Annotated in this window: 24 protein-coding genes; 17 read left to right on the top strand and 7 right to left on the bottom strand. The window is 59.4% G+C overall.

Annotated features, from left to right (window positions below):
- Window positions 1-145 precede the first annotated feature (145 nt).
- Window positions 146-916, top strand: a complete 771-nt coding sequence (gene ygbI / locus EKL15_RS24015; protein WP_100396872.1) for a DNA-binding transcriptional repressor YgbI — start codon at window positions 146-148, stop codon at window positions 914-916.
- A gap of 101 nt (window positions 917-1,017) precedes the next feature.
- Here the strand turns inward: ygbI and EKL15_RS24010 are convergent, their stop codons facing one another.
- The 4 genes from EKL15_RS24010 to EKL15_RS23995 all read right to left on the bottom strand — a co-directional run bounded on the left by EKL15_RS24010 (window position 1,018) and on the right by EKL15_RS23995 (window position 3,720).
- Complete coding sequence (locus EKL15_RS24010) at window positions 1,018-1,593, bottom strand: hypothetical protein (RefSeq protein WP_100396873.1); 576 nt, start codon at window positions 1,591-1,593, stop codon at window positions 1,018-1,020.
- Between the two features lie 122 nt (window positions 1,594-1,715).
- On the bottom strand, window positions 1,716-2,483 hold the full coding sequence (locus EKL15_RS24005; protein ID WP_004939173.1) for a molybdopterin-dependent oxidoreductase: 768 nt from the start codon (window positions 2,481-2,483) through the stop codon (window positions 1,716-1,718).
- Window positions 2,476-3,081: a cytochrome b/b6 domain-containing protein gene (locus EKL15_RS24000; protein ID WP_060421286.1), complete on the bottom strand. Its 606-nt coding sequence runs from the start codon at window positions 3,079-3,081 to the stop codon at window positions 2,476-2,478. The genes EKL15_RS24005 and EKL15_RS24000 overlap by 8 nt, the downstream gene beginning before the upstream one ends.
- A 12-nt stretch (window positions 3,082-3,093) precedes the next feature.
- The gene (locus EKL15_RS23995; protein WP_060421289.1) at window positions 3,094-3,720 is read right to left on the bottom strand and encodes a hypothetical protein; all 627 of its coding nucleotides are present in this window, start codon (window positions 3,718-3,720) and stop codon (window positions 3,094-3,096) included.
- Between the two features lie 140 nt (window positions 3,721-3,860).
- Here EKL15_RS23995 and EKL15_RS23990 point away from each other — a divergent pair, with 140 nt between their 5' ends.
- The 9 genes from EKL15_RS23990 to EKL15_RS23950 all read left to right on the top strand — a co-directional run bounded on the left by EKL15_RS23990 (window position 3,861) and on the right by EKL15_RS23950 (window position 14,746).
- Window positions 3,861-4,532: a heavy metal response regulator transcription factor gene (locus EKL15_RS23990; RefSeq protein WP_033650568.1), complete on the top strand. Its 672-nt coding sequence runs from the start codon at window positions 3,861-3,863 to the stop codon at window positions 4,530-4,532.
- On the top strand, window positions 4,529-5,950 hold the full coding sequence (locus tag EKL15_RS23985; protein ID WP_203090498.1) for a heavy metal sensor histidine kinase: 1,422 nt from the start codon (window positions 4,529-4,531) through the stop codon (window positions 5,948-5,950). Before EKL15_RS23990 ends, EKL15_RS23985 begins: the two co-directional genes overlap by 4 nt.
- A gap of 528 nt (window positions 5,951-6,478) precedes the next feature.
- Complete coding sequence (locus EKL15_RS23980) at window positions 6,479-7,318, top strand: winged helix-turn-helix domain-containing protein (RefSeq protein WP_100396875.1); 840 nt, start codon at window positions 6,479-6,481, stop codon at window positions 7,316-7,318.
- A 165-nt stretch (window positions 7,319-7,483) separates the two neighbouring features.
- On the top strand, window positions 7,484-8,113 hold the full coding sequence (locus EKL15_RS23975) for a LuxR C-terminal-related transcriptional regulator (protein ID WP_060421299.1): 630 nt from the start codon (window positions 7,484-7,486) through the stop codon (window positions 8,111-8,113).
- 427 nt (window positions 8,114-8,540) lie between these two features.
- Entirely contained in the window at window positions 8,541-9,128 is a 588-nt protein-coding gene (locus EKL15_RS23970) for a common pilus major fimbrillin subunit EcpA (RefSeq protein WP_004939148.1), read from the top strand.
- Between the two features lie 77 nt (window positions 9,129-9,205).
- Entirely contained in the window at window positions 9,206-9,874 is a 669-nt protein-coding gene (locus EKL15_RS23965) for a hypothetical protein (protein WP_038880871.1), read from the top strand.
- Between the two features lie 104 nt (window positions 9,875-9,978).
- On the top strand, window positions 9,979-12,444 hold the full coding sequence (locus tag EKL15_RS23960) for a CS1-pili formation C-terminal domain-containing protein (protein WP_225529066.1): 2,466 nt from the start codon (window positions 9,979-9,981) through the stop codon (window positions 12,442-12,444).
- Window positions 12,434-14,068: a hypothetical protein gene (locus EKL15_RS23955; RefSeq protein WP_087762186.1), complete on the top strand. Its 1,635-nt coding sequence runs from the start codon at window positions 12,434-12,436 to the stop codon at window positions 14,066-14,068. Before EKL15_RS23960 ends, EKL15_RS23955 begins: the two co-directional genes overlap by 11 nt.
- Before the next feature lie 9 nt (window positions 14,069-14,077).
- A complete protein-coding gene (locus EKL15_RS23950; RefSeq protein ID WP_100396877.1) occupies window positions 14,078-14,746 on the top strand; it encodes a fimbria/pilus periplasmic chaperone in 669 nt (222 codons plus the stop codon).
- Here EKL15_RS23950 and EKL15_RS23945 read toward each other — a convergent pair.
- Together EKL15_RS23945 and EKL15_RS23940 are read right to left on the bottom strand one after the other, a co-directional pair.
- Window positions 14,743-16,209: an ATP-binding protein gene (locus EKL15_RS23945; protein WP_060421310.1), complete on the bottom strand. Its 1,467-nt coding sequence runs from the start codon at window positions 16,207-16,209 to the stop codon at window positions 14,743-14,745. The two genes, EKL15_RS23950 and EKL15_RS23945, sit on opposite strands and share 4 nt — an antisense overlap.
- 3 nt (window positions 16,210-16,212) lie before the next feature.
- Window positions 16,213-16,926 (bottom strand): response regulator transcription factor, encoded by a 714-nt coding sequence (locus tag EKL15_RS23940; protein ID WP_047728196.1) that lies wholly within the window; start codon window positions 16,924-16,926, stop codon window positions 16,213-16,215.
- Window positions 16,927-17,076: 150 nt separating this feature from the next.
- On the opposite strand from EKL15_RS23940, the gene EKL15_RS23935 reads away from it, so the two are divergent.
- From EKL15_RS23935 to EKL15_RS23920, 4 genes are all read left to right on the top strand, one after another.
- Entirely contained in the window at window positions 17,077-17,688 is a 612-nt protein-coding gene (locus tag EKL15_RS23935) for a cytochrome b/b6 domain-containing protein (protein WP_100396878.1), read from the top strand.
- Between the two features lie 10 nt (window positions 17,689-17,698).
- Complete coding sequence (locus EKL15_RS23930) at window positions 17,699-18,475, top strand: molybdopterin-dependent oxidoreductase (protein ID WP_060432139.1); 777 nt, start codon at window positions 17,699-17,701, stop codon at window positions 18,473-18,475.
- A gap of 59 nt (window positions 18,476-18,534) precedes the next feature.
- Entirely contained in the window at window positions 18,535-18,825 is a 291-nt protein-coding gene (locus tag EKL15_RS23925) for a pentapeptide MXKDX repeat protein (RefSeq protein WP_049272450.1), read from the top strand.
- A 65-nt stretch (window positions 18,826-18,890) separates the two neighbouring features.
- The gene (locus tag EKL15_RS23920; RefSeq protein ID WP_033637683.1) at window positions 18,891-19,361 is read left to right on the top strand and encodes a YkgB family protein; all 471 of its coding nucleotides are present in this window, start codon (window positions 18,891-18,893) and stop codon (window positions 19,359-19,361) included.
- 44 nt (window positions 19,362-19,405) lie between these two features.
- On the opposite strand, the gene EKL15_RS23915 is transcribed toward EKL15_RS23920, so the two are convergent.
- Window positions 19,406-21,445, bottom strand: coding sequence for a choline transporter (locus EKL15_RS23915; protein ID WP_004939112.1), 2,040 nt, complete (start codon window positions 21,443-21,445; stop codon window positions 19,406-19,408).
- 400 nt (window positions 21,446-21,845) lie between these two features.
- On the opposite strand from EKL15_RS23915, the gene betI reads away from it, so the two are divergent.
- The 3 genes from betI to betA all read left to right on the top strand — a co-directional run bounded on the left by betI (window position 21,846) and on the right by betA (window position 25,827).
- Window positions 21,846-22,448, top strand: a complete 603-nt coding sequence (betI, locus tag EKL15_RS23910; protein WP_038880897.1) for a transcriptional regulator BetI — start codon at window positions 21,846-21,848, stop codon at window positions 22,446-22,448.
- 14 nt (window positions 22,449-22,462) lie between these two features.
- On the top strand, window positions 22,463-23,935 hold the full coding sequence (gene betB, locus EKL15_RS23905; protein ID WP_060440386.1) for a betaine-aldehyde dehydrogenase: 1,473 nt from the start codon (window positions 22,463-22,465) through the stop codon (window positions 23,933-23,935).
- Window positions 23,936-24,159: 224 nt separating this feature from the next.
- A complete protein-coding gene (gene betA / locus EKL15_RS23900; protein ID WP_060421324.1) occupies window positions 24,160-25,827 on the top strand; it encodes a choline dehydrogenase in 1,668 nt (555 codons plus the stop codon).
- Window positions 25,828-25,860 lie beyond the last annotated feature (33 nt).

Raw genomic sequence — 25,860 nt, 5'->3', positions numbered from 1 at the left:
TCAACATTACTATTATGTTTTTAAATAAGTTTATGCTTGTCTGGCGCCACTGCGCGCGCCGTCACGCCGTGAAAATTAGGGCTATCGGCGAACGAAAATTGACGTAAAATCACAATTATTATCACCGCAGCAACGAGAGGGAACCGTGATACCTGTAGAACGCCATCAACAAATTCTTGCGCTGGTATCCGAACGCGGCGTCGTCAGCATTGCCGAGCTGACTGAACGGCTGGGGGTGTCGCACATGACGATCCGCCGCGATGTGCAAAAGCTGGAGGAACAGGGCGCGGTGCAGTCGGTCTCGGGCGGCGTGCAGGCGCCCGAGCGGGTGGCGAGCGAACCTTCGCACCAGGCTAAAGAGGGGATGTTCAGCCGGCAGAAAATCGCCATCGGCCGGCTGGCGGCGCGGCAAATTCCCGCCAACAGCTGTATTTATCTGGATGCCGGCACCACCACGCTGGCGCTGGCGAAACAGATCGGAGAACGTGAAGATTTGACGGTGGTGACCAACGACTTTGTCATCGCCGGCTTCCTGATTGAACATAGCCAGTGCAGAATCATCCACACCGGCGGCACCGTGTGCCGGGAAAATCGTTCCTGCGTCGGCGAAGCGGCGGCGCAGGCGCTGCGCGGTCTGTTTATCGATCTGGCGTTTATCTCCGCCTCTTCGTGGAGCATGCGCGGCCTGTCGACGCCGAACGAAGACAAGGTGATGGTAAAGAAGGCCATCGTCGAGGCCAGCCGCCGCTGCATTCTGCTCAGCGACACCTCGAAATACGGCAAGATCGCGACCTACCTGGCGCTGCCGTTCGCCGCCTTTGACGCCGTCATTACCGACGAGGGGCTGCCCGCCGCCGCGCGGGAAGCCATCGAGCAAGCGGGGCTTGCGTTGTTGACGACAGGGGAAGAAGAGTAAGAACGAACCGGAATCAGGATGAAAGTTCGCTATCGATGCCACTGGCGGGCGCTTCACTGGCTTCAGCACCGCCGCGTTCACGCCATTCGCGGCGCCTTTGTTCAGCCCATTCTTCGTGGAAAGTTTGCATTTCTCTTTGGTGCCGTTCCTTTATGCTCATAGGAGTTGGGTGGGATTCTGCCGTTAACAGGCGGTATTTCGATGACATATAATCCGTCCTCAATAAGCCCTTGGTTGTACAAATAATGTACGCGATGCGCATGTTTTTTCAAGAGCGAGTCATAAATTCTGGCTAACGCTGGCCTGAGCGGTACGCTGAAAAGCAATCTCGCTTGGTATTGCGCCACAAAAGTGACGATCGCCTGGCCGATGCCATTAATGAATAGCTGTTCTCGTTCATCTCGGGTGTATGCCATCCTGGTATAGGTATCAAATAAGGATTTGGTTACTTCGGCGCGGGTTTCCAACGCCCTTACATCGTACAGTTCCATGACGTAAGCATTGTCCAATACTTCCGAGGCAGGATAAGCCCCAATAAGCCATTGACGCATCCTTAACGTCGCTTTTTTAAAATCAAGGTAATATGCAGCAACGCTGCTGGCTTTTTTAAAAACCGTTATTCGGTACCTATATTCCGTGACAGGTCGTGCATTGATCTCCCTCACATCAATCTCCATGATAAAATCCTTTTTACTATTATTTTTCCTATAGTTATCCCCGTAGTGACGAACAGATTATTAACCGCGGCGGAGAAGATCCTCCAGCCGCCGATGAGGCTTATGCGCAGCGCCGCGCAAAACTAAATGCCGCTGAACCAGTTGTAGCCCTGATCTTCCCAATACCCGCCCGGATTGACGTCGCTGACGAAGATCGCGGCGATATGTTTGGCGTTTTTGAACCCCAGTTTGGTTGGCACCCGCAGCCGCAGCGGGTAGCCATAGTCCGCCGGCAGCGCCTTGCCGCCGAAATCCAGCGCCAGGATGGTCTGCGGGTGCAGCGCGGTGGCCATGTCGAGGCTGGAGTAGTAGCGATCGGCACATTTGAAGCCGACGTAACCGGCATTCAGATCCGCCCCGACGTGCTGCAGAAAGGTACGTAGCGGCACGCCGCCCCATTGGCCGATCGCGCTCCAGCCCTCAATGCAGATCAGACGCGTGATCTGGCTTTGCTGCGGCAGCCGCTGCAGCTGTTCCAGCGTCCAGGGGGCTTTTTTCTCCACTTTCCCGGCGACCTCAAGCCGGTAGCCGGCGAGATCGATCTCGGGGACGTTGTATTCCGGGTAAAACGCGTTGAAGGGGAAAGGGTGGGTAATCTGATCGGGCCGGTAAGTTTGCGCCAGCCGCTGGCCGCTGAACAGCCAGGCCTGCACCCGGTCGTTCCAGCGCGACATGGCCCACAGCACCTTATCCACCCGATCGCCGTCTTGCAGGTTGCAACCGGTGAGCATGGCGATACCACCCAGCGTCAGGCCGGAACGCAGCATCAGGCGGCGCTGCAGATTGACCAACTGCTTTTTTTGGTCCGGTTCCAGTTTTGGCGCGGTTGCCCGCGGCTTTTTCTCATTCATGTTTGCCACCCGTTATCATCGCCCACAGCGTTTTGGGCACGACGATCACCATAAAGACGTGGATCGCCACGAACAGGCCAATACCGGTCATGGCGAAGAAATGCACGTAGCGCGCGAAATCGAAGCCGCCAAACAGGGCGACCAATCCCTGCAGCTGAACCGGCTTCCAAATAGCCAGCCCGGACAGCACCAGCAACAGGCCCAGCGCCAGTACGCCGAGGTACATCAGCTTTTGAATGGCGTTGTAGTGGCCATGCCGGTGGCGCAGGCGCAGCGTCAACGCCAGCCAGATATCCTGCCGCAGCGCGCCGACGCGCAGCGGCAACAGATCGCGGCGAAAATGGCCGCTGAACAGGCTCCACAGCAAATAGCAGACGGCGTTGAGCGCCAACAGCCACATCACCGCCAAATGCCAACCAATCGCGCCGCCCAGCCAACCGCCCAGCGTCATCTGTGGCGGAAAGCGGAAATCGAACAGCGGCGAGGCGTTATAGATCTCCCAACCGCTCATGAACATGCACACCATGGCGAACAGGTTGATCCAATGAGTGATTCGAACCGGCCAGCGATGCACCGGCCGCGACGCGTTGGTTTTCATGGTTTTCTCCGGTTACATCGGCGGCACGGTGCCGTCTTTGCCGGCGGAAATGCGGGTGGCGATGCGCTCGCCCTTATCGTTGACGGCGGAGAACAGCACGATGTGCACGCCCGGCTTCAGCAGGCTCAAATCGCCCGGATCCAGCGTCACGATCGGCACATCTTCCGGCACGACGACGGTTTTCTGCTGGTTGCCGTAGGTGACGGTCAGGGTACGGCCGTTGGATTTCACCAGTTTGCCGACGGTGCCGTTGGTCATGGTGTCCACTTTGCCGTCGGCGGATTCCCAGGCCGAGTGCCCTTCGCCGGTGCCGCGCAGGCTGGCGGCGAATACGTGCACCTCCAGCGCTTTGAGCGTGCCGTCCGGCTGCGGCACGGCGGCGGTGCCGATAAAGCTGTCCGGTTTGATGTCGTCCAGCGTGGCTTTGGACACGCTGAGCACTTTGGTCTGATCGTTCAGCTTGACGCTGAGTGTCTCGCCTTTGCGATCGGTCAACTGCAGATTGCCGTCGGCTACCTGGCTGATGGTACCGCGCAGCGGCGCGATGACTTTGCCCGGCGTTTGGGCGGCGGCGGCCAGGCCGCTGGACAGCAGCAAGGTGGATAACAGTAAACCGGCTATACGATGACGAGTAATCATAACGTTCTCCTGAAATGAGTTTGTCGGTTAAGCATGGTTGAGCCATTGGGTCAGCGCCATGGCCGTTTGATGACATTAATGTCATCAAGTTTGTCCGCCGAAGCTGCTAGTATTCTTGCAGACGTAACGAGGTGGCGAGCATGCGAATACTGGTAGTTGAAGACGATATCGGCACAGGGGATTACCTGAAGAAAGGGCTGGGGGAAGCGGGGTACGGCGTCGATTTGGCGCGCAACGGCACCGACGGGCTGTTTCGCGCGTTGGAGCAGGATTACGATGCGATCGTGCTCGATGTGATGCTGCCGGGGTTGGATGGCTGGCAGATTATCGAGGTGCTGCGCAAGAAAAGCGACGTGCCGATTCTGTTTCTCACCGCCCGCGACGGCGTGCAGGATCGCATCCACGGCCTGGAACTGGGCGCGGACGATTATCTGATTAAACCGTTTTCGTTTACCGAACTGGTGCTGCGTTTGCGCACCTTGCTGCGCCGCGGGCCGGCGCGCGAAGCCGATCATTACGCCATCGCCGATCTGCAGCTGGACGTGCTGCGCCGCCGGGCGGTGCGCCAGGATCAGGTGATCCCGTTGACCAACAAGGAGTTCATGCTGCTGCATCTGCTGGTGCGGCGCGAGGGCGAAGTGCTGTCGCGCACGCAAATAGCCTCTCAGGTGTGGGACATGAATTTTGACAGCGACACCAATGTGGTTGACGTGGCCATCAAACGCCTGCGCGCCAAAATAGACCGGCCGTTCGACGTCAAGCTGATCCACAGCGTGCGCGGCATCGGCTATGTTTGCGAGCCACGCTCGTGAGCGGGCGCACGTCACGTCGGCCGGTATCGCTGACGCTGCGCACCGCCACGCTGTTCGCGCTGGTGGCCGCGTTGGTGGTGAGCGGGACAGGCGGGTATCTGTATAGCGCCATGCGCCAGGAAATGACGCTGCGCAGCGATCTGCAGGTGACCGGGCGCGTAGAGTATTTCCGCCATTTGCTGGGGCAGCGCTTTCCTTTGGCGCGCCTGACCGCCAATAACGGCCTGTTTGAAAACATGCTGGGCAATGAACAGGACGTGCTGATTTTCCAAATCCTGGGACAAAAACCGCTCATCAACGTGAACCCGGCCGGGGTGGCATTGCCGCCGATCGCGGCGACGCCGGCCGGCCAGGCGCAGACGTTGGCCGCCGTGCGCGGCGGGGAAACGGCGCAGGGGGTGCCGCTGCGCGCGGCTTCAGCGATGGTGCGCCTGGAAGACGGCAGCCTGTTGCAGATCTCCGCTGTGCACGTGATGGTCAACGAACAGAAGATGCTGGCGCGCTACCTGTGGCGCATCGTCGCGGCGGTGGCGGTGGCTTTCCTGCTGATTGCGCTCCTGGGGTATGGGGTCATGCGCCGAGGATTGAAGCCGTTATGGCGCATGGCGGCGCAGGCGGCGCAGATTGCGCCCAATACGCTGTCGACACGCCTGAGCGAGCAGGGGGCGCCGAAGGAGTTGCAGCAGCTGACCCGTTCGTTCAATGCGATGCTCGATCGGTTGAATGAAGGCTATCAGCGGCTGACGCAGTTTTCCGCCGATCTGGCCCATGAGATCCGCACTCCGGTAGGGGCGTTGATGGGCCAGTGTCAGGTGGCGCTTTACCAGCCCCGCAGCGTGGAGGAGTACGAAACCCTGCTGTCGAACAATATGGATGAGCTGGAGCGCATTTCCCGCATGGTGGAAAATATCCTGTTCCTGGCGCGCGCCGGCGAGGCGCAGTCTGCGCTGAACTACAGTCGGCTGGATGTGGCGCTGGAGCTGCGGCGGGTGGCGGATTATTTCGAGGGGCTGGCGGAAGAACGCGGCATCGCGCTGAGCTGCGCAGGTGAGGGAACGCTGAAGGCGGACGCGATGCTGTTCCAGCGCGCGTTGAGCAACCTGGTGGCTAACGCGGTACGTTATGCCGACGAGAACAGCCGGATCGTCCTGCGGGCTGAACGGCGCGCCGATGTCTGGTGGGTACAGGTTATCAATCAGGGGCCGCCGATCGCGCCGGCACAGCTGGAAAAGCTGTTCGATCGCTTCTATCGCGCCGATCCCGCGCGCAGCGCCGGCAATCATGCCAGTGGGCTGGGGCTGTCTATCGTGCGCGCCATCATGACGCTGCACGGCGGTGAAGTTCGCGCGCAGTGTTCCGATGGCCGGGGTTCTGCTTGCTTGACCTTTAGCCTGATATTCCCCTCATCAGTTCAATGAGCTACCGCGAATGTTTTCGCCTGTTGCGGAAAACGCGACAGGCGCCATTCGTAAGTTTTTCCTTTCATTATTGTTTCCCACCGCCTTGGCTGAACCCAAAATTTAACATTTGCGACGCGGCAAACGCGTTAATTCATCGGGCTAATGCGGATGGACTGCGGTCTGTGATTACGCTCAACATTCACGTGTTATTATTTTTTTATTAAAATTTAGTTCTGCGGTCTTTTTTTGAGATGATTTTCCTTAAAATTGATAATTTGCGACACAAAAAACTAACTTTGTGGTTTTTGTCGCGTCAATATATCAATGAATGAGGTGATTGGTTAACCTTTGGTTATGGTTTGCAAGAAAAATCCTATATAAACGATGGTGAGGTGACAAAGCGTATTTCGTGGCGTTAATTGAGTGGTTTTTCTTGCCTGTGCTTGGGTATTTTCGCGAATTACCTGATTAAATATTTATTTAATATTTCATTAACATTTGACGCCAAACTATAAATGATCGCTATAGTGAAAACATGTGAATAAAATGAAATATAGATTTAATGACCATATTCTCTTTGACGCAGACACCAGAACCCTTAGCCCAACAGATTTTTCTGACGATCCCATATCCATATCCAGTCCTTCCAAACGGTTGTTGTTGCTGTTGATTGCCCACCATGGCGAGGCCGTAGGGCGTGAACTGATATTCAAGAAGGTCTGGGACGATTACGGCATGGTGTCCAGCAATAATAATCTTAATCAGTGCGTCAGCAAATTGCGTCGGGTGATTAAAAACCTTGGCGTCGAGGATGAGGTCATTGTTACGGTTCCTAAAGTGGGCTTTATGTTGCGTGATGAGATTACCATCGAGTCGTATGAGGACGCGGAAGATATTCACGACGCGGAGCCTGCCGCGGCTGTGCCGGGATCTGCGGCCGCAGCGACGGTCAATCTGGCGTCCGACACCGTCATCGACGGGGCCTCTTCTCATCTTGGTTATTCCCGCCGCGGGTGGCTGATGTTCAGCGCGATGGTTCTGGGGGGGATCCTCATGGCTATTGCTGTCACGGCCTATTTCAGCGGCTCGGGGGCCCGGCAGGAGAGCTACCTGGGAAAGTCGGGCAACTGTAAGGTTTTCATGTCGTTGCCTGATGCCTCGGCGACGGTCAACGCCAGCCTGAATCGGGACATTCTGGCTTACGCCGCGCACCAAACGGGAGAATGCAGCGGCGATGAGTTTTTGCTGGTGGTGCGCAGCAATCAGGTCAGGGCTTACATTTCCGGCATTTCCCGCTTATTCCTGCTGCGCTGCAAGATCTTGCGCGAACATAAAATGGAGATCTGTTCAGGATTGGAAAGCGACAATGCTGAGTTTATTAATTGACCATTGATCGCCGCTGCCCAACGCGATTGAAGGGCGGTGGATATGACAAAAATATTACAGTGTTGAAATAGAACGTTCGACTTTCATTTGGCGGGTTGCCGTGTGGCGCTTACGAGAGGTATTTCCCTTTCTCTACCGCTTTCTACCTCATTATGGTGATTATGTATGGTTAAAGCCGATTTCGGTGATGCGCTGCTATTTTTTGAACCCAGCTATTTAGTGAGAAGAGGAATGGAAGCATTTCTCGTTACCCAATCAAGTGACAGCTATTTTATCGACACCTTGAGGGAGCTGGAGGGGGTATTGAAAGAGGGAAAGCCTCGCGCGCTTATTATGGAGTTATATCATCAGAGAGAATATTTGTATGATGTATTACGGTTCGTTCTGACGGCAAAAAATGTTTGGCCGGAAATTCCCTTGGTGATTTTCACCGCGGTAGAACACCCCGGTATATTAGCGTTGTTGGCGGCGGATGCGCGCATAGCGATAGTGGCAAAGGAGGAGCCATTGCATTGCCTGAGTGACGCCATTGCGGCTGCGGGTGAGTTCTCCGGCTATCGTTCCCCGCATATTCGCGCCCGCTCGGTGCATCCGGCAGCCGCATTATCTGACAGTGAATGGCGAGTTTTGGCCATGATGGTTGCCGGTGCATCTCCAGGCAGCATCGCCAACGTGACCCGGCGAAGTTACAAAACCATAAGCTCCCATAAACTGAATATTATGCGAAAACTGGGCCTCAATCAGGCCGGCTTTATGCGGCTTATTCTTTCCCTGAGAACCCGATACCCTTCCTGACACAGGGCGAGAAGCCCCCTTTTTCTCTACAGCGGCCGATCTGGATTGGCTGCTGCCCCCTGTGTAAATCCAATCAATCTTTTCCCTCAGCGAACAACGCCGGCGCTGAAATTTTGCACGGCCATGGGAAGGGCGAACAGAGCGTACTTGTGGTTAAACAATCACCGCCTTGCAGGGGTTAAACCACAATGTGATTGTGCTTTCATCAAAGGCTTAACCCGCTTTTTAATGTGATTGATGGGGATTAAAACATTAACGACGGGATTTAAATCTAAATATTTGAACTTTAATAGTTAATGATTCTTTTTTGATCGGTCGGGGATATTCTTGTGGCGTCAAGCAGACTGGCTAAACGCAGTGATGCAAACGGCTGGCTGAGAATGGACGAAAGAAAGAAAACATATTCAACATTGAAGGGAGTTATACCATGAAGAAAATGACACTGGCTCTGGCGATCGTTTCCGCCTTTGCAGCGGTCAGCACTGCTCAAGCCGCCGACGTTACCGCTCAGGCGCTGGCAACCTGGTCTGCGACCGCCAAGAAAGACACCACCAGCAAACTGGTTGTGACGCCGATTGGCAGCCTGGCCTTCAACTATGCAGAAGGCATTAAGGGTTTCAACAGCCAGAAAGGCCTGTTTGACGTCACCGTGGAAGGCGATACCACGGCCACCGCTTTCAAACTGACCTCAAAACTGGTCTCCAATACGCTGACTCAGCTGGATACTTCCGGTTCTACGCTGGAAGTCGGGGTGAACTATAACGGTGCGGTGGTCGGGAAAACGGCTGAAACCACCATGATCGACACCACCGCCGGCATTTTGGGCGGCAATCTGAGCGCCCTGTCCAATGCCTACAACCAGGCCGGCCGCACCAGCGCGCAGGATCAGTTCACCTTCAGCATCATCGGCGCGACGTCAAACGGCACTACCGCCGTCACGGATTTCAGCACGCTGCCGGAAGGTATCTGGAGCGGCGACGTCAGCGTCGAATTCAACGCGACCTGGACTTCCTAATCCCCCGAACGATCTGCATCTGGCAGGGGGGAGACCTCCTGCTATTTATCGCTCATCAACGCCAGTGGAATACCGCAATGACACGCTTTTCTCTCGCCGTCACCCTGATGTTAATGCTGCTGCGGCCGGCTTTGGCGCTCGATGTGGGTGAGATCAGCGCCTTCATGCCTGGCGACAGCGCGCGCCTGAGCAAGGAAATCAAAAACACCACCGACAGCGGCCGGCTGGTGACCATCAAGATCGAACGCATTTCCAGTCCCCTGGCCTCCGGCACGGTGATCCCGATGAGCAGTCGGGATGAAATGCTGCTGTCGCCCGCCAGCCTGATCTTGCCGGCCAACGCCAGCGATGTGATCCGCTTTTACTACAAGGGGCCGAATGATGCCCAAGAGCGTTACTACCGCATCGTTTGGTTCGATCAGGCGCTGAGCGAGGCGGGGCAAAACTCGGCTCGGCGTAATGCCGTGGCCACCACGTCGGCGCGCATCGGCACCATTTTGGTGGTGGCGCCTCGGCAGGATCGCTTCGCCTATCAGTTCGCCAACGGACGGATCAAAAACACCGGCAACGCCACGTTCAAAGTGGTGGCCTACGGCAATTGCAGGAACAAGCAAGACGGCAGCGACTGCAAGGAAAACTATTTTGTGATGCCGGGGAAGGATCGCGCCTTCAGCAAGGTTGACGTCAACGATAAAAAAGGACGCGTCGCGCTGTGGCACGGCGAACAGTTTATCCCGGTGAAGTAATGCGCGCGTTATCCACGATGGATGCAAAACAATCACGCAAGGAGTGGCATGTGAACGCTGTGCTGTTGAGAACGCTTTTGGCTGCCGGTGCGCTGGCGCTCCCGATGCTGTTGCCTGGCCGTATGGCGATGGCGGCCGGTTTGACGCAGATTAACGGCGTGCTGATCCCGCACACTTTCAGCCTGGCGTTGCGCGAGGGGATGAGTATTCCGCTGTTGTTGCATTATGAAAAGAGCGATGGCGTCAAAGACGACAGCCGCATCGGCCATGCCTTTCTCTACCTGGATCAGGACAGGCTAAAGATTCGTCGGGTGACGCTGGAGGATAACGACGACGGCGCCCGGCTGACGGCGGCGATTGCCGGCCAGCTGCAGGCTTTGCAGGATGCGCCATTCGATCGGCAGCAGCATATCCGGATCGCGGACGACGCCTGGCTGGCGCTGGATTTCCGGCAGCTCAACCTGCAGCTGGTAGTGAAGGAATCCGCGTTGGGGACGGTGCTGCGCGCCCGCTCCAGCGACATCGGCGCGTCCAGCGTGGATGCCGTAAGCAGCACGCTGGATTATAACCTCGGGGTCTACGATAACCGGGCCCGCGCCAGCGAAGGCAATACCTCCAGTTATTTATCGCTCAACAGCGTCACGGCGTTGCGCGAACACCACGTGGAGTTGAACGGTTCCATCTACGGTATCGGCAGCGGCGATGAAAACGCCACGCTGTACAAAGCAATGTACGAGCGTGATTTCGCCGGCCGCCGTTTCGCCGCCGGCATGCTGGACAGCTGGAACCTGCAGTCGCTGGGGCCGGTCACGACCATCAACTCGAGCAAGATTTATGGCCTGTCCTACGGCAACCGCGCCAACTCGACGGTATTCGATAATTCCCAATCGCTGACGCCGATCGTGGTTTTTTTCCCCTCGGCCGGCGAGGTGCATCTGTCGCGCGACGGGCGGCTGCTCAGCGTACAAAACTTCACGATGGGCAACCATGAAGTGGACACCGGCAGTTTGCCCTACGGTATCTATGACGTAGAGGTGGAGGTCGTGGTCAACGGCAAAGTGGTCGATAAACGCATGCAGCGAGTGAATAAATTGTTCAGCCCCAATCGCGGCGCCAATGCGCCGCTGGCCTGGCAATTCTGGGGCGGGATGCTGCGCATGGACGACTGGCGCGGCGAACGGGAACGCCATCGCCCGGCAAAGGACTCTTATTTGCTTGGCGCTTCGGCTAGCGGCAATCTGCAAACGCTTAATTGGGCGCTGTCGGGGTATTCGTTTGACGGCAACGCCGTCGGCGAGAGCCGCGTCAGCCTGCCGGTGACCGAGTCGATTCAGATCAACCTGCAAAACATGGCGGCCTCCGATCGCTCCTGGAGCCTGGTCAACAGCGTCAGCGCCGCGTTGCCCGGCGGCTTCAGCAGCGTATGGATCAATCAGGAGAAAACGCAGATTGGCGATCGTCTGTTGCAAAATGACGCCTATAACCGCGCCGTTGGCGGCAGCCTTAATCTGGGGGCGCTGTGGTCTCCGCTGGGCACCCTGAGCGCCAGCTACAACGACGATAAGAAGAACGACAGTCACTATTACAACGCCGACTATTACCAGAACATCTTTACCGGCCGCTTCGGCACGCTGGGCGTCCGGGCGGGCGTGCAACGCTACAACAACGGCAGCAGCAACGCCAATACCGGCAAGTACATCGCGCTCGATTTTTCACTGCCGATGGGCAACTGGCTCAGCGCCGGCGTTTCCAATCAAAACGGTTACACCACCGCCAACCTGGCGGCGCGCAAGGACATCAAGGACGGGCCGATCCGCACCCTGGGCGCCAACCTGTCGCGGGCGATTTCCGGTGATACCCGCGGCGACAATCGCTTCAACGGTGGTGGCTATGCGCGCTTCGACACCAAGTATTCGGCCGGCACGCTCAACGTCAGCAGCTCCGCCGACGGCTACGTTAACAGCAGCCTGACCGCGAGCGGCAGCATGGGTTGGCAAGGGCGTGATATTGCCATCAGCGGCCGCAACGAAGGCAACGCCGGGATTATCTTCAATACCGGCATTGAAAACGACGGCCTGCTGACCGCACGGGTTGACGGCCGGATGGTGAAGCTGAGCGGCAATAAGAATTACCTGCCTTTGTCGCCTTACGGTCAGTACGACGTTGAGCTGATGAACAACAAAAACTCGGCGGAGAGCTTCGACATCGTCACCAGGCGCAAGAGCAAGCTCACCCTGTATCCGGGCAACGTGGCGGTGATCTCGCCGGAGATAAAACAGATGGTGACGGTGTTTGGCCGCATCAAAGCGGAGGACGGCACGCTGCTGGCCAACGCCTATATCAAGAACCATATCGGCCGCACCCGCACCGATGAGAAAGGCGAATTTATCATGGACGTCGACAAGAAATTCCCGGTTATCGATTTTACCCACGGCGGCAATCAGACATGCGAAGTGGATTTGGATCTCAGCAAGGCGCAAGGCGCCGTGTGGGTCGGCGACGTGATCTGCACCGGGCTGAAAACCTATGCAGGCAATATGTCATCCGGGGAGTCTGACCATGAGAGCTAACGTTGCGCTGTTGTTGTTGGCGCTGGTCGCCCCCGCGCTGCAGGCGGCGGTCAGCCAGACCAACTGGCCGGATGCGGCGGTCATGAAATTTGTCTTCGTGGAGAACAACGCCGACGACAACTTTTTCGTCACGCCGGCCGGCGGGCTGGATCCGCGCATGACCGGCGCCAATAAGTGGACCGGGCTGAAATACGGCGGTTCCGGCACTGTCTATCAGCAGAGCCTGGGGTACGTGGATAATGGTTACAACACGGGGCTGAATGCCAACTGGCGCTATGACATGTGGCTGGAAAATGCGCCAATAAAGAATCCGTTCCTCGGCTTGCGCTGCATCAACTGGTATGCCGGTTGCAATATGGATACCAGCTTGATTCTGCCGCAGACCACCGACGAAAAGGGATTTTACGGCGCCGTGGTTACGCCCGGCGGCGCAAAATGGATGCACGGCATGATGTCGCCGAGCTTCTATCAGTATCTGAAGCAGATGGCGGCGGGCGAAGCTTTCAGCATGCAGATCAACGGCTGCCAAACGTCGGTGGCTTACGACGCCACGGCCGGCGGCCGCTGTCGGGATCAGGCCAGCGGCAGCTGGTACAAGCGCACCGTCACGCACAGCAAGGCGGCCCACCTGCGCTTTATCAATACCAACGCCGTATCGGAGGTGTTCGTCAACAGCGATGGGGTGCCGATCATCGGCGAGGGCAACGCCGATTGCAAGAACCAGACCATTGGCGCCCGCTCTGGCATCATGTGCAAGATGGTCAGCTACGATTTGCAGACCGACGGCAGCGTGAGCAATACCTCGATTCATATTTTCCCGGCGATTAACCATGCGGCGCTGTCCTCAGCGGTGAACGCCGCCGATCTGCAGTTCAGTCTGAACGGCAACACCTGGAAAAACACGTCGGGCACCGGCAGCTACTATACGTTTAACGAGCTGAAGAGCAGCAACGCCGTCTATGTGTTCTTCTCCAGTAACTTCTTCAAACAGATGGTCGCGCTGGGGATTTCCGACAGCGGCACCCGCGATCTGATCAATTTCCGTTTTCAGAACACCACCTCGCCGGAGTCGGGATGGTATGAGTTTTCCACTTCAAACCAGCTGATTATCAAGCCGCGCGATTTCAGCATCAGCATTATTTCCGATGATTACGACAACAACCCACACCGTGAAGGCTATGTCGGTCCGGCGGAGCCGGCGCTGGAGTTCGGCTACTTCGTGACCACCAGCGGCAAAACCGCCGCCGATCAGGTGAGGGTGATGGCGACCGGGCCGACTCAGGCGATCAACGGGGTGAACTATTGCCTCTTTTCTTCTGCGGATAACACTACCCAGGTGCCGTTCCCCGCCACCCTCGGCATCACCACCAGCACCAACGGTCAGCAGAGCTTCGCCGCCGGCTGCGATGGCCAGTGGCACGACATGACCAATGCGCTCTGGAGCAGCACGCCGTGGAATGATATCTCCGGTGAAGTGGGGGTGCTGAACAAGACCCGCGTGACCTTTAGCATTCCGATGAACAATCCGATCTCGCTGAGAACCGTCGACGGCAACGGTTGGTATGGCGACGTCAGCGCCGCCGGTGAAATTCATGTCGAAGCCACCTGGCGCAACATCAATTGAGGGCAGGGCGTGAAACTTGTGCTGATAGGGTTGCTGTGTTTGTCCTTCCCCTTTACCACCGCCGCGATCAATGTCGGTACCCTGACGTTTGCCATGGATCAGGATCGCTCATTCACCGCCAAGCGGGTGTTGAATAACAACCGCAGTGCGCGCCTGTATCAGGTGAGCATTCGCGCCATCGATCGGCCGGGAGAGCGCGAGGTGCGCAGCCGGCCGGCGGACGGCGAGCTGCTGTTCGCGCCGCGCCAGCTGACGCTGCAGGCCGGACAGGCGGAGTACTATAAGTTTTTCTACCGCGGGCCGCAGGATAATCGCGAGCGTTATTACCGGGTGTCATTTCGCGAAGTGCCGACCCGACTGTTCGAGCCGGGGCCGCGTCGGGGCGCCGGCGTCAACCTGGAGCCGATCGTGGTGATGGACACCATTCTGGTGGTGCGTCCGCGTCAGGTAAACTTTGCCTATCGGCTCGATACCCAGCGCGGTACGCTCACCAACACCGGCAACACCTACTTCAAGTTCCTGCTCAAGCCGGGCTGCAACAGCACGGATGAAGAGGGCGTCACCGAATACCTGCGCCCCGGCGATACGCTGACCCATGCCGGTATTCGGCTGAAGGGGCAGAAATTCATTATCTATAACGACAAATTTATCAGCGTCGATCGCAGCTGCCTCGATTAACGCGGCGGAATGGCAAAGCGGAAGCAGGCGCCGCTTTGCGCTTGTTCGATCAGCTGAATATCGCTGTCGTGCAGCTGCAGAATGCGCCGCACGATCATCAGGCCCAGTCCGCCGGAAGGGCGCCGGGCGCCGCTCAGGACAGACGGGCGCACGAACAGATCGGCGCGCAGCGTCTGCGGAATGCCGGGGCCGCTGTCGCTGACCTGCACCATCACCCGATCGTCCTGCCGCCACAGCCGCACGCCGATGTCGCCGCCGGGCGGCGTATGGCGAATGGCGTTGTCCAACAGGTTGGTCAGCACCCGCTCAATCATGCTGAGATCGGCGAACACCGGCGGAATGCCGGGGGGAATGTCGGCATGCAGCCGCTGGTTGCGCGCCTCCGCCGCCAGCTCGAACTTTTGGAACACGTCCTGCAACAGCTCGCTGAGGGAAAAAGGCTCTTTCTGCGGTTTCACTACGCCGTACTCCAGCCGCGCCAGCTCGAACAGCTCCTGCGCCAGTTTGCCCACTTTGCGGCTCTGCGCCAGCGCGATCTCCAGATAGCGCCGCCGATCGGCTTCGCTCAGGGTGGCGGCCTTGACCGACAGCGTCTCCAGATAGCCGTGCAGCGAGGTGAGCGGGGTGCGCAGATCGTGCGAGACGTTGGCGATGAACTCACGCCGCAGCCGATCCTGCTGCGCCAGCGTTTGCCACTGTTCGGCAAGGCGCTGCGCCATGCGGTGGAAGGCCTGCTGCAGCTGGCTGACTTCGTCGCGCCCGGCCCGTACCGCCGGCAGCGCCGCGTAGGCCTGCACCGCCTCGATGCCGCCGCTGTCCAGCGCGCTGACCTGCCGGGTCAGGCGACGGATAGGGCGCGTTACCCAATAAAACGCGAAGCCGCCGGCCAGCAGGCTGAACAGCACCATCAGCCCGGAGGTCCACAGCGCCATCCTGACCGCCGAGTTGAACTGGGCGTTGCTGGCCAGCGCCGTGTACTCTTCGCCGAGCAGCACCACGTACAGATAGCCTTCGATCCGGCCATCGACCTTAAGCGGCGCGACGCTGAACACCTTACGCCCGTCCACGCTGCGCGGATCGTCGCCATACACCGGCATCGGCGCGCCACCGAGCAGCGCCTGCAGCGGCGGCAACGCGACCCGCTGCCGCTTCAGATGCCCGGCCGGCGCGGCGTTGCCGATAATCGCGCCCTGTTTGTCGAGCAGGTAAACCTCAACGCTGGGATTCACCGCCATCAGCTGATCGAACAGGGTATGCACCGCCTGCGGATCCGGCCCGTTCACCCCCAGCAGCGGGTTGCTGTCGGCGATATGCTGCGCCAGGTTGCCGGACAGGCGCTGGATCACCGCCTGGCTGTACTGGGTGCTGCTGCGCACCTGCATCCAGCCGGAAAAGGCGCAGCCGATGACGATCAGCAGCGCGAAGATCAGCGTGAGGCGTTGCGCTAACGTAAGGTTTTTCATGGCTCACTCTTGCGGCGCGGCCGCGAATTTATAGCCCATGCCCCACACCGTGAGGATGCGCTCGGGTTCCGCCGGGTTGCGCTCGATCTTGATGCGCAGCCGGTTGATATGGGTGTTGACGGTGTGCTCATACCCCTCGTGCTGATAGCCCCAAACCTGATTCAACAGGCTCAGGCGCGAGAACACCTGGCCCGGGTGGCGGGCGAAAAAGTACAGCAGGTCGAACTCGCGCGGCGTCAGCTCGACCGGCTGCTGGTGCAGGTGCACTTCGCGGGCGATGGGGTCGATGGTCAGATCGTTGAAGCTGAGCACGCCGGCGTCCATGCGCAGGTTGCGGCTCATCGCTTCCTGGCGGCGAAACAGCGCCTTGACCCGCGCCACCAGCTCCAGCATGGAGAAGGGCTTGGCCAGATAGTCGTCGGCGCCCAGCTCCAGCCCCAGCACGCGGTGCACCTCGCTGGAGCGCGCGCTGGTGATGATGATCGGCGTGTAGCGCGTCATGGTGCGCGCCCGGCGGCAAATCTCCAATCCGTCCACGCCCGGCAGCATCAGATCGAGGATGAGGGCGTCCCAGCCGCCCTGTTCCAGCATCGCCATGCCCCGGTTGCCGTCGGCGGCGTGGCTGATGGCGTAACCCTCGTCGCGCAGATGCAGCTGCAGCAGTTCGGCGATGTCGCCGTCGTCCTCGACGATCAAAATTCGTTTTGGCTTGTCCATTCTCATTACCGCTGATTGCCCGTTTCTCTCTGAAGTCTACACAACCCCCACCGGCGGAGTTATCACATTTTATTTAACTTTGCGTGAGGTCTTGGGGAACAAATCCGGGGAATACTCGGCTCATCGCCTCATTGGTCGCCAGGAGTTCGCATGAGCCTCACTCTCACCCCGGAACAACGACAGACTGTGCATCCGCTGTGGCTGCGGTTGACGCATTGGCTGAATGCGCTGGCGATGCTGATCATGGTGACCAGCGGCTGGCGCATCTACAACGCCTCGCCGCTGTTCAACTTCAGCTTTCTCAATGAGCTGACGCTCGGCGGCTGGTTGGGCGGCGCGCTGCAGTGGCATTTCGCCGGCATGTGGCTGTTCGGCGTCAACGGGCTGTGCTACCTGCTGATCAACCTGGCCAGCGGGCGTTTCAAACGCAAGTATTGGCCGCTCAACCCACGGCAGTTTCTCGCCGATATAGGTGCCGCGCTGCGCGGCAGGCTGCAACACGCCGACCTGCGCCACTACAACATGGTGCAACGCGTGGCCTATCTGTCGGTGATGATCCTCGGCGTGATGAGCGCGCTGTCCGGGCTGGTGCTGTGGAAATCGGTGCAGTTTCCGCTGCTGCGCACGCTGCTCGGCGGTTATGAGGCGGCGCGCTATATCCACTTTTTTGCCATGTCGGCGCTGGTGGCCTTCGTCGCGATTCACCTGGTGATGGTGGCGCTGGTGCCGCGGACGCTGCTGGCCATGCTGCGCGGACGCTAAGGAGTGAATGATGGAAAAGGATAAACAGATCATGACGATCATTGAAGGGCAGGCGATCGTCAAAGAAGCGCAGCGGCTGTTGAGCGCGCCTTCGCGCCGCCGCTTTCTGCGCAACGGCCTGACGCTGGGCGGCATCGCCATGCTCACCGGCTGCGATCTCAGCGATAACGCCAACGTCGAACAGGCGCTGAACCGCATCTCGCGCTTCAACGATCGGGTACAGGGCTGGCTGTTCAATGGCGATCGCCTGGCGCCGGTCTACCCGGAATCGATGATCACCCGGCCGTTCCCGTTCAACGCTTTCTACGCCGAGGAGGACGCGCCGGACATCAACGGCGACGATTACCGGCTGGAGGTGGCGGGACTGGTGCAGGACAAACGCGCCTGGAGCCTGCCGCAGCTGCACCGGATGGCGCAGGTTAGCCAGGTGACGCGCCATATTTGCGTCGAGGGCTGGAGCGCCATCGGCAAGTGGGGCGGCGTGCCGTTCGCGACCTTTCTCAAGGCGATCGGTGCGGATCTGAGCGCCCGCTACGTCAGCTTCAAATGCGCCGACGATTACTACACCAGCATCGACATGGCCACCGCGCTGCACCCGCAGACGATTATTGCGCTGACCTATGACGGCCAGATCTTGCCGCGCAAGTACGGCTACCCGATGAAGCTGCGCATGCCGACCAAGCTGGGCTACAAGAACCCGAAACACATTCAGGTGATCGAGGTCACCAACCGCTTCCCAGGCGGTTACTGGGAAGACCAGGGTTACAACTGGTTTGGCGGCAGCTGAGGCCGCCGCCGGCCATTCTCCGGCACCCCGGTGCCTTTGACATGACGAAAGGAAATACCATGAAAAAGTTATTCGCAATGATGATGTGCAGCGCGCTGATGCTGGGCGTGGCCGGTGCCAACGCCGCCGATGGCATGAGCAAAGACGCGATGAAAAAGGACGGCATGAGCCAGATGTCGCACGACGGCATGGCCAAAGACGGCATGAAGAAAGCGTGCATGGGCAAGGAGTGCATGAAGAAAGACAAGATGGGCAAAGACGCGATGAAAAAGGATGGCATGGCGAAAGACGGTATGGCCAAAGACGGCATGAAGAAAGACGAAATGAAGAAGGACGCGATGGGGCACTAAGCCGCCGCACCCCGCGGCCGCAAGCGGGCGATCCGCGGCGGCCGTGGGCAACTTAAGGAGAGAGGATGATGCTGGCGACATGGCTGCGGCGCTTTCAGCGCTCGAACGGGGACGTTATCTTTATGCGCGCGGCGCTGGTGGTGATCTTCGCCGCCTTCGGTTACGCCAAGTGGTTTGATTACGAGGCGCAGGGGCTGGTACCGCTGATCGGCAACAGCCCGCTGCTGAGCTGGATGCATCAGGCGTTCGGCATCCGCGGCGCCAGCTATGCGCTGGGCGTCGCCGAGTGGAGCTTCGGCTTGCTGCTGCTGGCGGGATTCTGGTCGCGGCGGCTGGGGTTGCTGGGGGCGATCGGTTCGACGGTAACCTACCTGACTACGCTGACGCTGATCTTTTCCACGCCGGGGGCCTGGGAGCCTTCCGCCGGCGGTTTTCCGGCCATGGCCGGCGCCACCAGCTTTTTAATCAAGGATCTGGTGTTGCTGGCCGGTTCCCTGGTGCTGCTGAAAGCCGACTTGCCGGCCGAGCAGGCATAAAAAAGGGCGTAGCCTGGCTACGCCCTCTCGTTATTTATCTACCGTCACATATCCGGGAAGGTCAGGGTGCCCCCCGGCGCTTCGCGATGAATGTGCAGGAAGTTCAGGTGCTTCTCGTACTGGTCGAGGATATCGCCAATCACCTGTTCCTTGCTGTAGTCCATCAGGTCGTTGCCCTGGGTGCCTTCCATCAGGAAGGTTTCCAGCCGGTAGTAGTGCGACTTACCGGAGCGGGCGCGGTAGGTGAAGCCCGGCACCGAGTAGCGCATCGGCCAGATCTGATAGATGAAGTTCTGTTCCTCGCCAAGGTGCACCAGCAGCTCCAGGTGGTTCAGACGCTCGTCCTCGGTCGGCGGCACTTCGCTGAATTCCACTTTCGCGCCGCGCAGCTCCAGCTCACGCGCCACGTCCTGCATCGCCGGGCGGCAAACCTTATCCAACATTTTCTGCGTGTACTGGGTGCCCGGGTAGTTCATCACCCGCGACAGGCGCTGCTTCCAGTTGAGCACGTCGTGGCTGGAGACCGGCACCGGTGCCAGGGTGCTGAGCGCACTGGCTTTGCGGTAGTCTTCCACCCGCAGCGATTTGTACAGCCCGGCCATCACGAAGAAGATCACGAAGCTGAACGGCAGGCCCATGATCACCGTGGTTTTCTGCAGCGCCGGCACGCCGTCGGTCATCAGCATGCCGATGGTCAGCAGGCCGATGGCCACCGACCAGAAAATCCGCAGCCAGTTTGGCGCATCATTATTGATGTCGGCCAGGCGCGAGGTGAAGTTACCCAGCACCAGCGAACCGGAGTCCGCCGAAGTGACGTAGAACAGCAGGCCGGTGATGGTGGCCACCGAGGCGCTGAAGGTGAAACCGGGGTATTGCGCCAGCAGGCTGTAGAAGCCGCGCTCCGGGAACTGCATCACTTCCTGCGCAAACTCGGCGTTGCCGTGAATGATCTGGTACAGCGCGCTGTTGCCGAAGATAGACAGCCACAGCAGGGTGAACACGAACGGTATGATCAGCGTGCCGACCACGAACTGGCGAATGGTGCGCCCGCGCGAGATGCGCGCCAGGAACAGACCGACGAACGGCGACCATGCCACCCACCAGGCCCAGAAGAACAGCGTCCAGTTGTTCATCCACTCCACCGGTCGATCGAAGGCGAAGCTGTTGAGCGTCATGCCCATAAAGCGGTTGACGTAATCGCCGACGTTAAGCACCAGGGCGTTGAGCAGGAATTCGGTGTCGCCGAAGAACAGCACGAACAGGATCAGGCCCAGCGCCAGCAGTACGTTCAGCTCGGACAGGATGCGGATGCCCTTGTTGACGCCCGAGGTGACCGAGATGGTGGCCATGATCACCGACAGCAGGATCAGCGATCCCTGCACCGTCAGGTTTTCCGGGATCTCGAACAGCACCTTGAGGCCGTAGTTGAGCTGCACCACGCCGATGCCCAGCGTGGTGGCGATGCCGAAGATGGTGCCGAGCACCGCGGCGATGTCCACGCTGTGGCCGATCGGGCCGTTGATGCGCTTACCAAAGATCGGGTACAACGCCGAGCGGATGGTCAGCGGCAGGTTGTAGCGATAGCTGAAGTAGCCGAGGGCGATACCCATCAGCGCATACATCGACCAGCCGGTCAGGCCGTAGTGGAACAGCGTCCAGACCATCGCCTGGCGCGCGGCTTCCAGCGTTTGCGCGTCGCCTTCCGGCGGCATCATGTATTGGGTCACCGGCTCGGCCACCGAGAAGAACATCAGGTCGATGCCGATGCCGGCGGCGAACAGCATCGCCGCCCAGCTCATCAGGCTGAACTCCGGCTTGGACTGCTCCGGCCCGAGCTTGATCGAACCGAAGCGCGAGGCGGCGATAAACACCACGAACACGATGTACAGCGTCGCCGCCAGCAGGTAGTACCAACCGAAGGTGGTCGACACCCAATTCAGCGTGCGGGTAATCCACTGTCCGGAGAAGTCGGTGAAAAAGATGGTCATCAGCGAGAAGGCCAGTATCAGCCCCGCCGAGGTGAAGAAAACCACAGGGTTGAGGCGGTCCTGCTGCGGTTTGGAGGAGGTTTCGCGTGTTGTCATCGTCATCCTCTGAACTGAGTAAAATCGTGCCGCTCCGTATTCCGCGGCGCGTTAGCGCTGCCGGAATACGGGCGAATGAAGGCGGCGACCATCCCTGCGGGAATGGCCTGAGTAACGCCGCTTTCGCCTGTCAACGAAGCGCCGGAGCGCTTCGCGGCGGGAACCGCTTACAGCCACTGATTTTGGTCAGATTCGTTAATTACCTCACAAAAATCAGCCAGTTCCACAACCAGATAGTACAAATTTTTAACCAGGCGGCAATAAAATATATGCAATTTTTATTGAACGTTCAATCAAAAAAAAGTTTAATAGTCCTCATGATGACCTGAATCACGGGCGAAACGGCAGTGAAATTTGCCCGCTGAGATAAGGCCGAAGTCGGTTTTGTGAGAGTCGAAATATGCCAAAGGTAGGAATGCAGCCAATCAGAAGGCAGCAGTTGATTGATGCCACGCTCGCCGCGGTAAACGAAGTGGGAATGCATGACGCTACCATCGCGCAGATCGCGCGGCGGGCCGGCGTTTCCAACGGCATCATCAGCCATTATTTCAAGGACAAGAACGGCCTGCTGGAAGCCACGATGCGCTATCTGATCAGCCATCTGGGCGAGGCGGTGAAGCTGCGCTTGCAGGCGCTGACCGATAACAGCCCGGCGGCGCGGCTGCAGGCGATCGTCGCCGGCAACTTCGACGACAGCCAGATCAACAGCGCGGCGATGAAGACCTGGCTGGCCTTTTGGGCCAGCAGTCTGCACCAACCGCAGCTCAACCGGCTGCAGCAGGTGAACGGCCGCCGGCTCTATTCCAACCTGTGCGCCGAGTTTCGCCGCGTCATGCCGCAGCCGCAGGCGCGGTTGGCGGCCAAGGGGCTGGCGGCGCTGATCGACGGACTGTGGCTGCGCAGCGCGCTGCGCGGCTCGGCGTTCAATCAGTCGCAGGCGCTGGCGCTCACGACCGAATACATCACGTTCCAACTCCGGGGGCAGACGCCGCCCGGAGGATAACCCAAGGAGATCCTATGTCCCGTTTTGGCTTGCAGAAGCTCTATATTCATGGCGCCTATGTAGACAGCACCGCTGGAAAAACCTTCAACGCCATTAACCCGGCGAACGGCGAAGTTCTGGCTGAAGTCCAGTCCGCCGGCGCTGAAGACGTCGATCGTGCGGTGGCCAGCGCGGCCAGCGGGCAGAAGGTGTGGGCGGCGATGACGGCGATGGCGCGTTCGCGCATCCTGCGTCGCGCGGTGGATATTCTGCGCGAGCGCAACGATGAGCTGGCGGCGCTGGAAACGCTGGATACCGGCAAAGCGATGTCGGAAACCACCGCGGTGGACATCGTCACCGGCGCCGACGTGCTGGAGTATTACGCCGGCCTGATCCCGGCCATTGAAGGCGAACAGATCCCGCTGCGCGAAACCTCATTCGTTTACACCCGCCGCGAACCGCTGGGCGTGGTGGCCGGCATCGGCGCCTGGAACTACCCGATTCAAATCGCGCTGTGGAAGTCCGCGCCGGCGCTGGCGGCGGGCAACGCGATGATCTTCAAACCGAGCGAAGTCACGTCGCTGACGGCGCTGAAGCTGGCGGAAATTTACACCGAAGCCGGCCTGCCGGACGGCGTATTCAACGTGGTGACCGGCAGCGGGGCGGAGGTGGGGCAGTACCTGACCGACCATCCGGGCATCGCCAAAGTCTCTTTCACCGGCGGGGTGAAAACCGGCAAGAAGGTGATGGCCAACGCGTCGGGGTCGACGCTTAAAGAAGTCACCATGGAGCTGGGCGGCAAGTCGCCACTGATTATTTTTGACGACGCCGATCTGGATCGCGCCGCCGATATCGCCATGATGGCCAACTTCTACAGCTCCGGCCAGGTGTGCACCAACGGCACCCGCGTCTTCGTGCCGGCGGCGCTGCAGGCGCAGTTTGAGGCGAAAATCCTCGAGCGCGTGAAGCGCATTCGCCTCGGCGATCCGACCGATCCGCAGACCAACTTCGGGCCGCTGGTCAGCTTCGCGCACATGGAGTCGGTGCTGCGCTTTATCGAGAGCGGCAAGAACAGCGGCGCGCGCCTGCTGTGCGGCGGCGAACGCGTCACCCACGGCGAATTCGGCAAGGGCGCTTACGTGGCACCGACGGTATTCAGCGACTGCCGCGACGAGATGGAAATCGTGCGCGAGGAGATCTTCGGGCCGGTGATGAGCATTCTCAGCTACCAGAGCGAAGAGGAAGTGGTGCGCCGCGCCAATGACACCACCTTCGGCCTGGCTGCGGGCGTGGTGACCAACGATCTGGCTCGTGCGCACCGCGTGATCCACCAGCTGGAAGCCGGTATTTGCTGGATCAACACCTGGGGCGAGTCGGCGGCGGAAATGCCGGTCGGCGGCTACAAGCAGTCCGGCGTTGGCCGCGAGAACGGCCTGACGACGCTGGAGCACTACACCCAGATCAAATCGGTGCAGGTTGAGCTGGGCGAATACGCCTCGGTATTTTAACTATTCCCGTCGTCTTTCAAGCTACAGCGTTGTTGGCTGCGAGCGCAGACCCCAGTCACTTACTTGAGTAAGCTCCTGGGGCTCTGCGCCCTTGCCGCCTAGCTGTAACTCGAAATCCATAGGGGATATATCTTTTTCGCATCCAAAACTGCCTTGTTATATTCAGCGTGCGGAATTCAAGCCATTCGCATCATTCAGGCATACGAATATTTAGGAGATAATGAATGGAATTTGACTACATCATTATCGGTGCCGGTTCCGCCGGCAACGTGTTAGCCACCCGATTGACCGAGGACGCCGACGTCAGCGTCCTGCTGCTGGAAGCCGGCGGCCCGGATTACCGGATGGATTTCCGTACTCAGATGCCGGCCGCGCTGGCGTTTCCGCTGCAGGGCCGCCGCTATAACTGGGCGTATGAAACCGATCCTGAGCCGCATATGAACAATCGCCGGATGGAATGCGGCCGCGGCAAAGGGCTGGGCGGTTCGTCCCTGATCAACGGCATGTGTTACATTCGCGGCAACGCGATGGACTTCGATAACTGGGCCAAGGCGCCGGGTCTGGAAGACTGGACCTATCTGGACTGCTTGCCGTATTTCCGCAAGGCGGAAACCCGCGATATCGGCCCGAACGATTACCACGGCGGCGAAGGTCCGGTGAGCGTCACCACGCCGAAAGCCGGCAACAACGAACTGTTCCACGCCATGGTGGAAGCCGGCGTTCAGGCGGGTTACCCGCGCACCGACGATCTGAACGGCTACCAGCAAGAAGGCTTCGGCCCGATGGATCGCACCGTGACGCCGAAAGGGCGCCGCGCCAGCACCGCCCGCGGTTATCTGGATCAGGCGCGTTCGCGGCCGAACTTGAAAATCGTCACCCATGCGCTGACCGACCACATCGTGTTCGACGGCAAGCGTGCGGTGGGCGTCAACTATTTGCAGGGCGACAGCAATCAGTTGACCCACGCCAAAGCGCGGCGCGAAGTGTTGCTGTGCGCCGGCGCCATCGCCTCGCCGCAGATCCTGCAGCGTTCGGGCGTCGGCCCGGCGGCGCTGCTGAAAAGTCTGGATATCAACGTGGTGCACGATCTACCGGGCGTCGGGGAAAACCTGCAGGATCACCTGGAGATGTACCTGCAGTACGCCTGTAAGAAACCGGTGTCGCTGTACCCGGCGCTGCAATGGTTCAACCAGCCGAAGATCGGCGCGGAATGGCTGTTCAACGGCACCGGCATCGGCGCCAGCAACCAGTTCGAGGCCGGCGGTTTCATCCGCAGCCGCGCAGAGTTCGCCTGGCCGAATATTCAGTATCACTTCCTGCCGGTGGCGATTAACTACAACGGCAGCAACGCGGTGAAAGAGCACGGCTTCCAGGCGCACGTCGGCTCGATGCGTTCGCCGAGCCGTGGCCGGGTGCAGGTGAAATCGAAAGATCCGCGCCAGCACCCGAGCATTCTGTTCAACTACATGGCGACCGAGCAGGACTGGCAGGAGTTCCGCGACGCCATTCGCATCACGCGCGAGATCATGGCGCAGCCGGCGCTGGACGAGTACCGCGGCCGCGAGATAAGCCCGGGGCCGGAGGTGCAGACCGACGAGCAGCTGGACGCTTTCGTGCGCGAGCACGCCGAAACCGCCTTCCACCCGTCCTGCTCGTGCAAGATGGGCGAGGATGAGATGGCGGTGGTCGATGGTCAGGGCCGGGTGCACGGCATGGAAGGATTGCGGGTGGTGGATGCGTCGATCATGCCGCTGATCATCACCGGCAACCTGAACGCCACCACCATCATGATCGCCGAGAAGTTAGCCGATCGCATTCGCCAGCGCGCGCCGCTGCCGCGCAGCACCGCCGACTATTACGTCGCCGGCGATGCGCCGGTGCGCAAGCAGTAACCGATACGCCCTCTCGCCGTTGAGGGGGAGGGC

The sequence above is a fragment of the Serratia sp. 4542 genome, from assembly GCF_016805595.1.
GTDB lineage: Bacteria > Pseudomonadota > Gammaproteobacteria > Enterobacterales > Enterobacteriaceae > Serratia > Serratia nevei.
The sequence above is the reverse complement of the archived record's forward strand: the minus strand, read 5'-3'. Positions and strand labels throughout refer to the sequence as shown.

What these genes read in the sequence shown, in the direction of transcription:
- EKL15_RS24010 (WP_100396873.1), bottom strand. Translation starts at nt 1,593, where the DNA reads ATGGAGATTGATGTGAGGGAGATCAATGCACGACCTGTCACGGAATAT.
- EKL15_RS24005 (WP_004939173.1), bottom strand. Translation starts at nt 2,483, where the DNA reads ATGAATGAGAAAAAGCCGCGGGCAACCGCGCCAAAACTGGAACCGGAC.
- EKL15_RS24000 (WP_060421286.1), bottom strand. Translation starts at nt 3,081, where the DNA reads ATGAAAACCAACGCGTCGCGGCCGGTGCATCGCTGGCCGGTTCGAATC.
- EKL15_RS23995 (WP_060421289.1), bottom strand. Translation starts at nt 3,720, where the DNA reads ATGATTACTCGTCATCGTATAGCCGGTTTACTGTTATCCACCTTGCTG.
- EKL15_RS23990 (WP_033650568.1), top strand. Translation starts at nt 3,861, where the DNA reads ATGCGAATACTGGTAGTTGAAGACGATATCGGCACAGGGGATTACCTG.
- EKL15_RS23980 (WP_100396875.1), top strand. Translation starts at nt 6,479, where the DNA reads ATGAAATATAGATTTAATGACCATATTCTCTTTGACGCAGACACCAGA.
- EKL15_RS23975 (WP_060421299.1), top strand. Translation starts at nt 7,484, where the DNA reads ATGGTTAAAGCCGATTTCGGTGATGCGCTGCTATTTTTTGAACCCAGC.
- EKL15_RS23970 (WP_004939148.1), top strand. Translation starts at nt 8,541, where the DNA reads ATGAAGAAAATGACACTGGCTCTGGCGATCGTTTCCGCCTTTGCAGCG.
- EKL15_RS23965 (WP_038880871.1), top strand. Translation starts at nt 9,206, where the DNA reads ATGACACGCTTTTCTCTCGCCGTCACCCTGATGTTAATGCTGCTGCGG.
- EKL15_RS23960 (WP_225529066.1), top strand. Translation starts at nt 9,979, where the DNA reads ATGCTGTTGCCTGGCCGTATGGCGATGGCGGCCGGTTTGACGCAGATT.
- EKL15_RS23955 (WP_087762186.1), top strand. Translation starts at nt 12,434, where the DNA reads ATGAGAGCTAACGTTGCGCTGTTGTTGTTGGCGCTGGTCGCCCCCGCG.
- EKL15_RS23945 (WP_060421310.1), bottom strand. Translation starts at nt 16,209, where the DNA reads ATGAAAAACCTTACGTTAGCGCAACGCCTCACGCTGATCTTCGCGCTG.
- EKL15_RS23940 (WP_047728196.1), bottom strand. Translation starts at nt 16,926, where the DNA reads ATGGACAAGCCAAAACGAATTTTGATCGTCGAGGACGACGGCGACATC.
- EKL15_RS23935 (WP_100396878.1), top strand. Translation starts at nt 17,077, where the DNA reads ATGAGCCTCACTCTCACCCCGGAACAACGACAGACTGTGCATCCGCTG.
- EKL15_RS23930 (WP_060432139.1), top strand. Translation starts at nt 17,699, where the DNA reads ATGGAAAAGGATAAACAGATCATGACGATCATTGAAGGGCAGGCGATC.
- EKL15_RS23925 (WP_049272450.1), top strand. Translation starts at nt 18,535, where the DNA reads ATGAAAAAGTTATTCGCAATGATGATGTGCAGCGCGCTGATGCTGGGC.
- EKL15_RS23920 (WP_033637683.1), top strand. Translation starts at nt 18,891, where the DNA reads ATGATGCTGGCGACATGGCTGCGGCGCTTTCAGCGCTCGAACGGGGAC.
- EKL15_RS23915 (WP_004939112.1), bottom strand. Translation starts at nt 21,445, where the DNA reads ATGACAACACGCGAAACCTCCTCCAAACCGCAGCAGGACCGCCTCAAC.
- betI (WP_038880897.1), top strand. Translation starts at nt 21,846, where the DNA reads ATGCCAAAGGTAGGAATGCAGCCAATCAGAAGGCAGCAGTTGATTGAT.
- betB (WP_060440386.1), top strand. Translation starts at nt 22,463, where the DNA reads ATGTCCCGTTTTGGCTTGCAGAAGCTCTATATTCATGGCGCCTATGTA.
- betA (WP_060421324.1), top strand. Translation starts at nt 24,160, where the DNA reads ATGGAATTTGACTACATCATTATCGGTGCCGGTTCCGCCGGCAACGTG.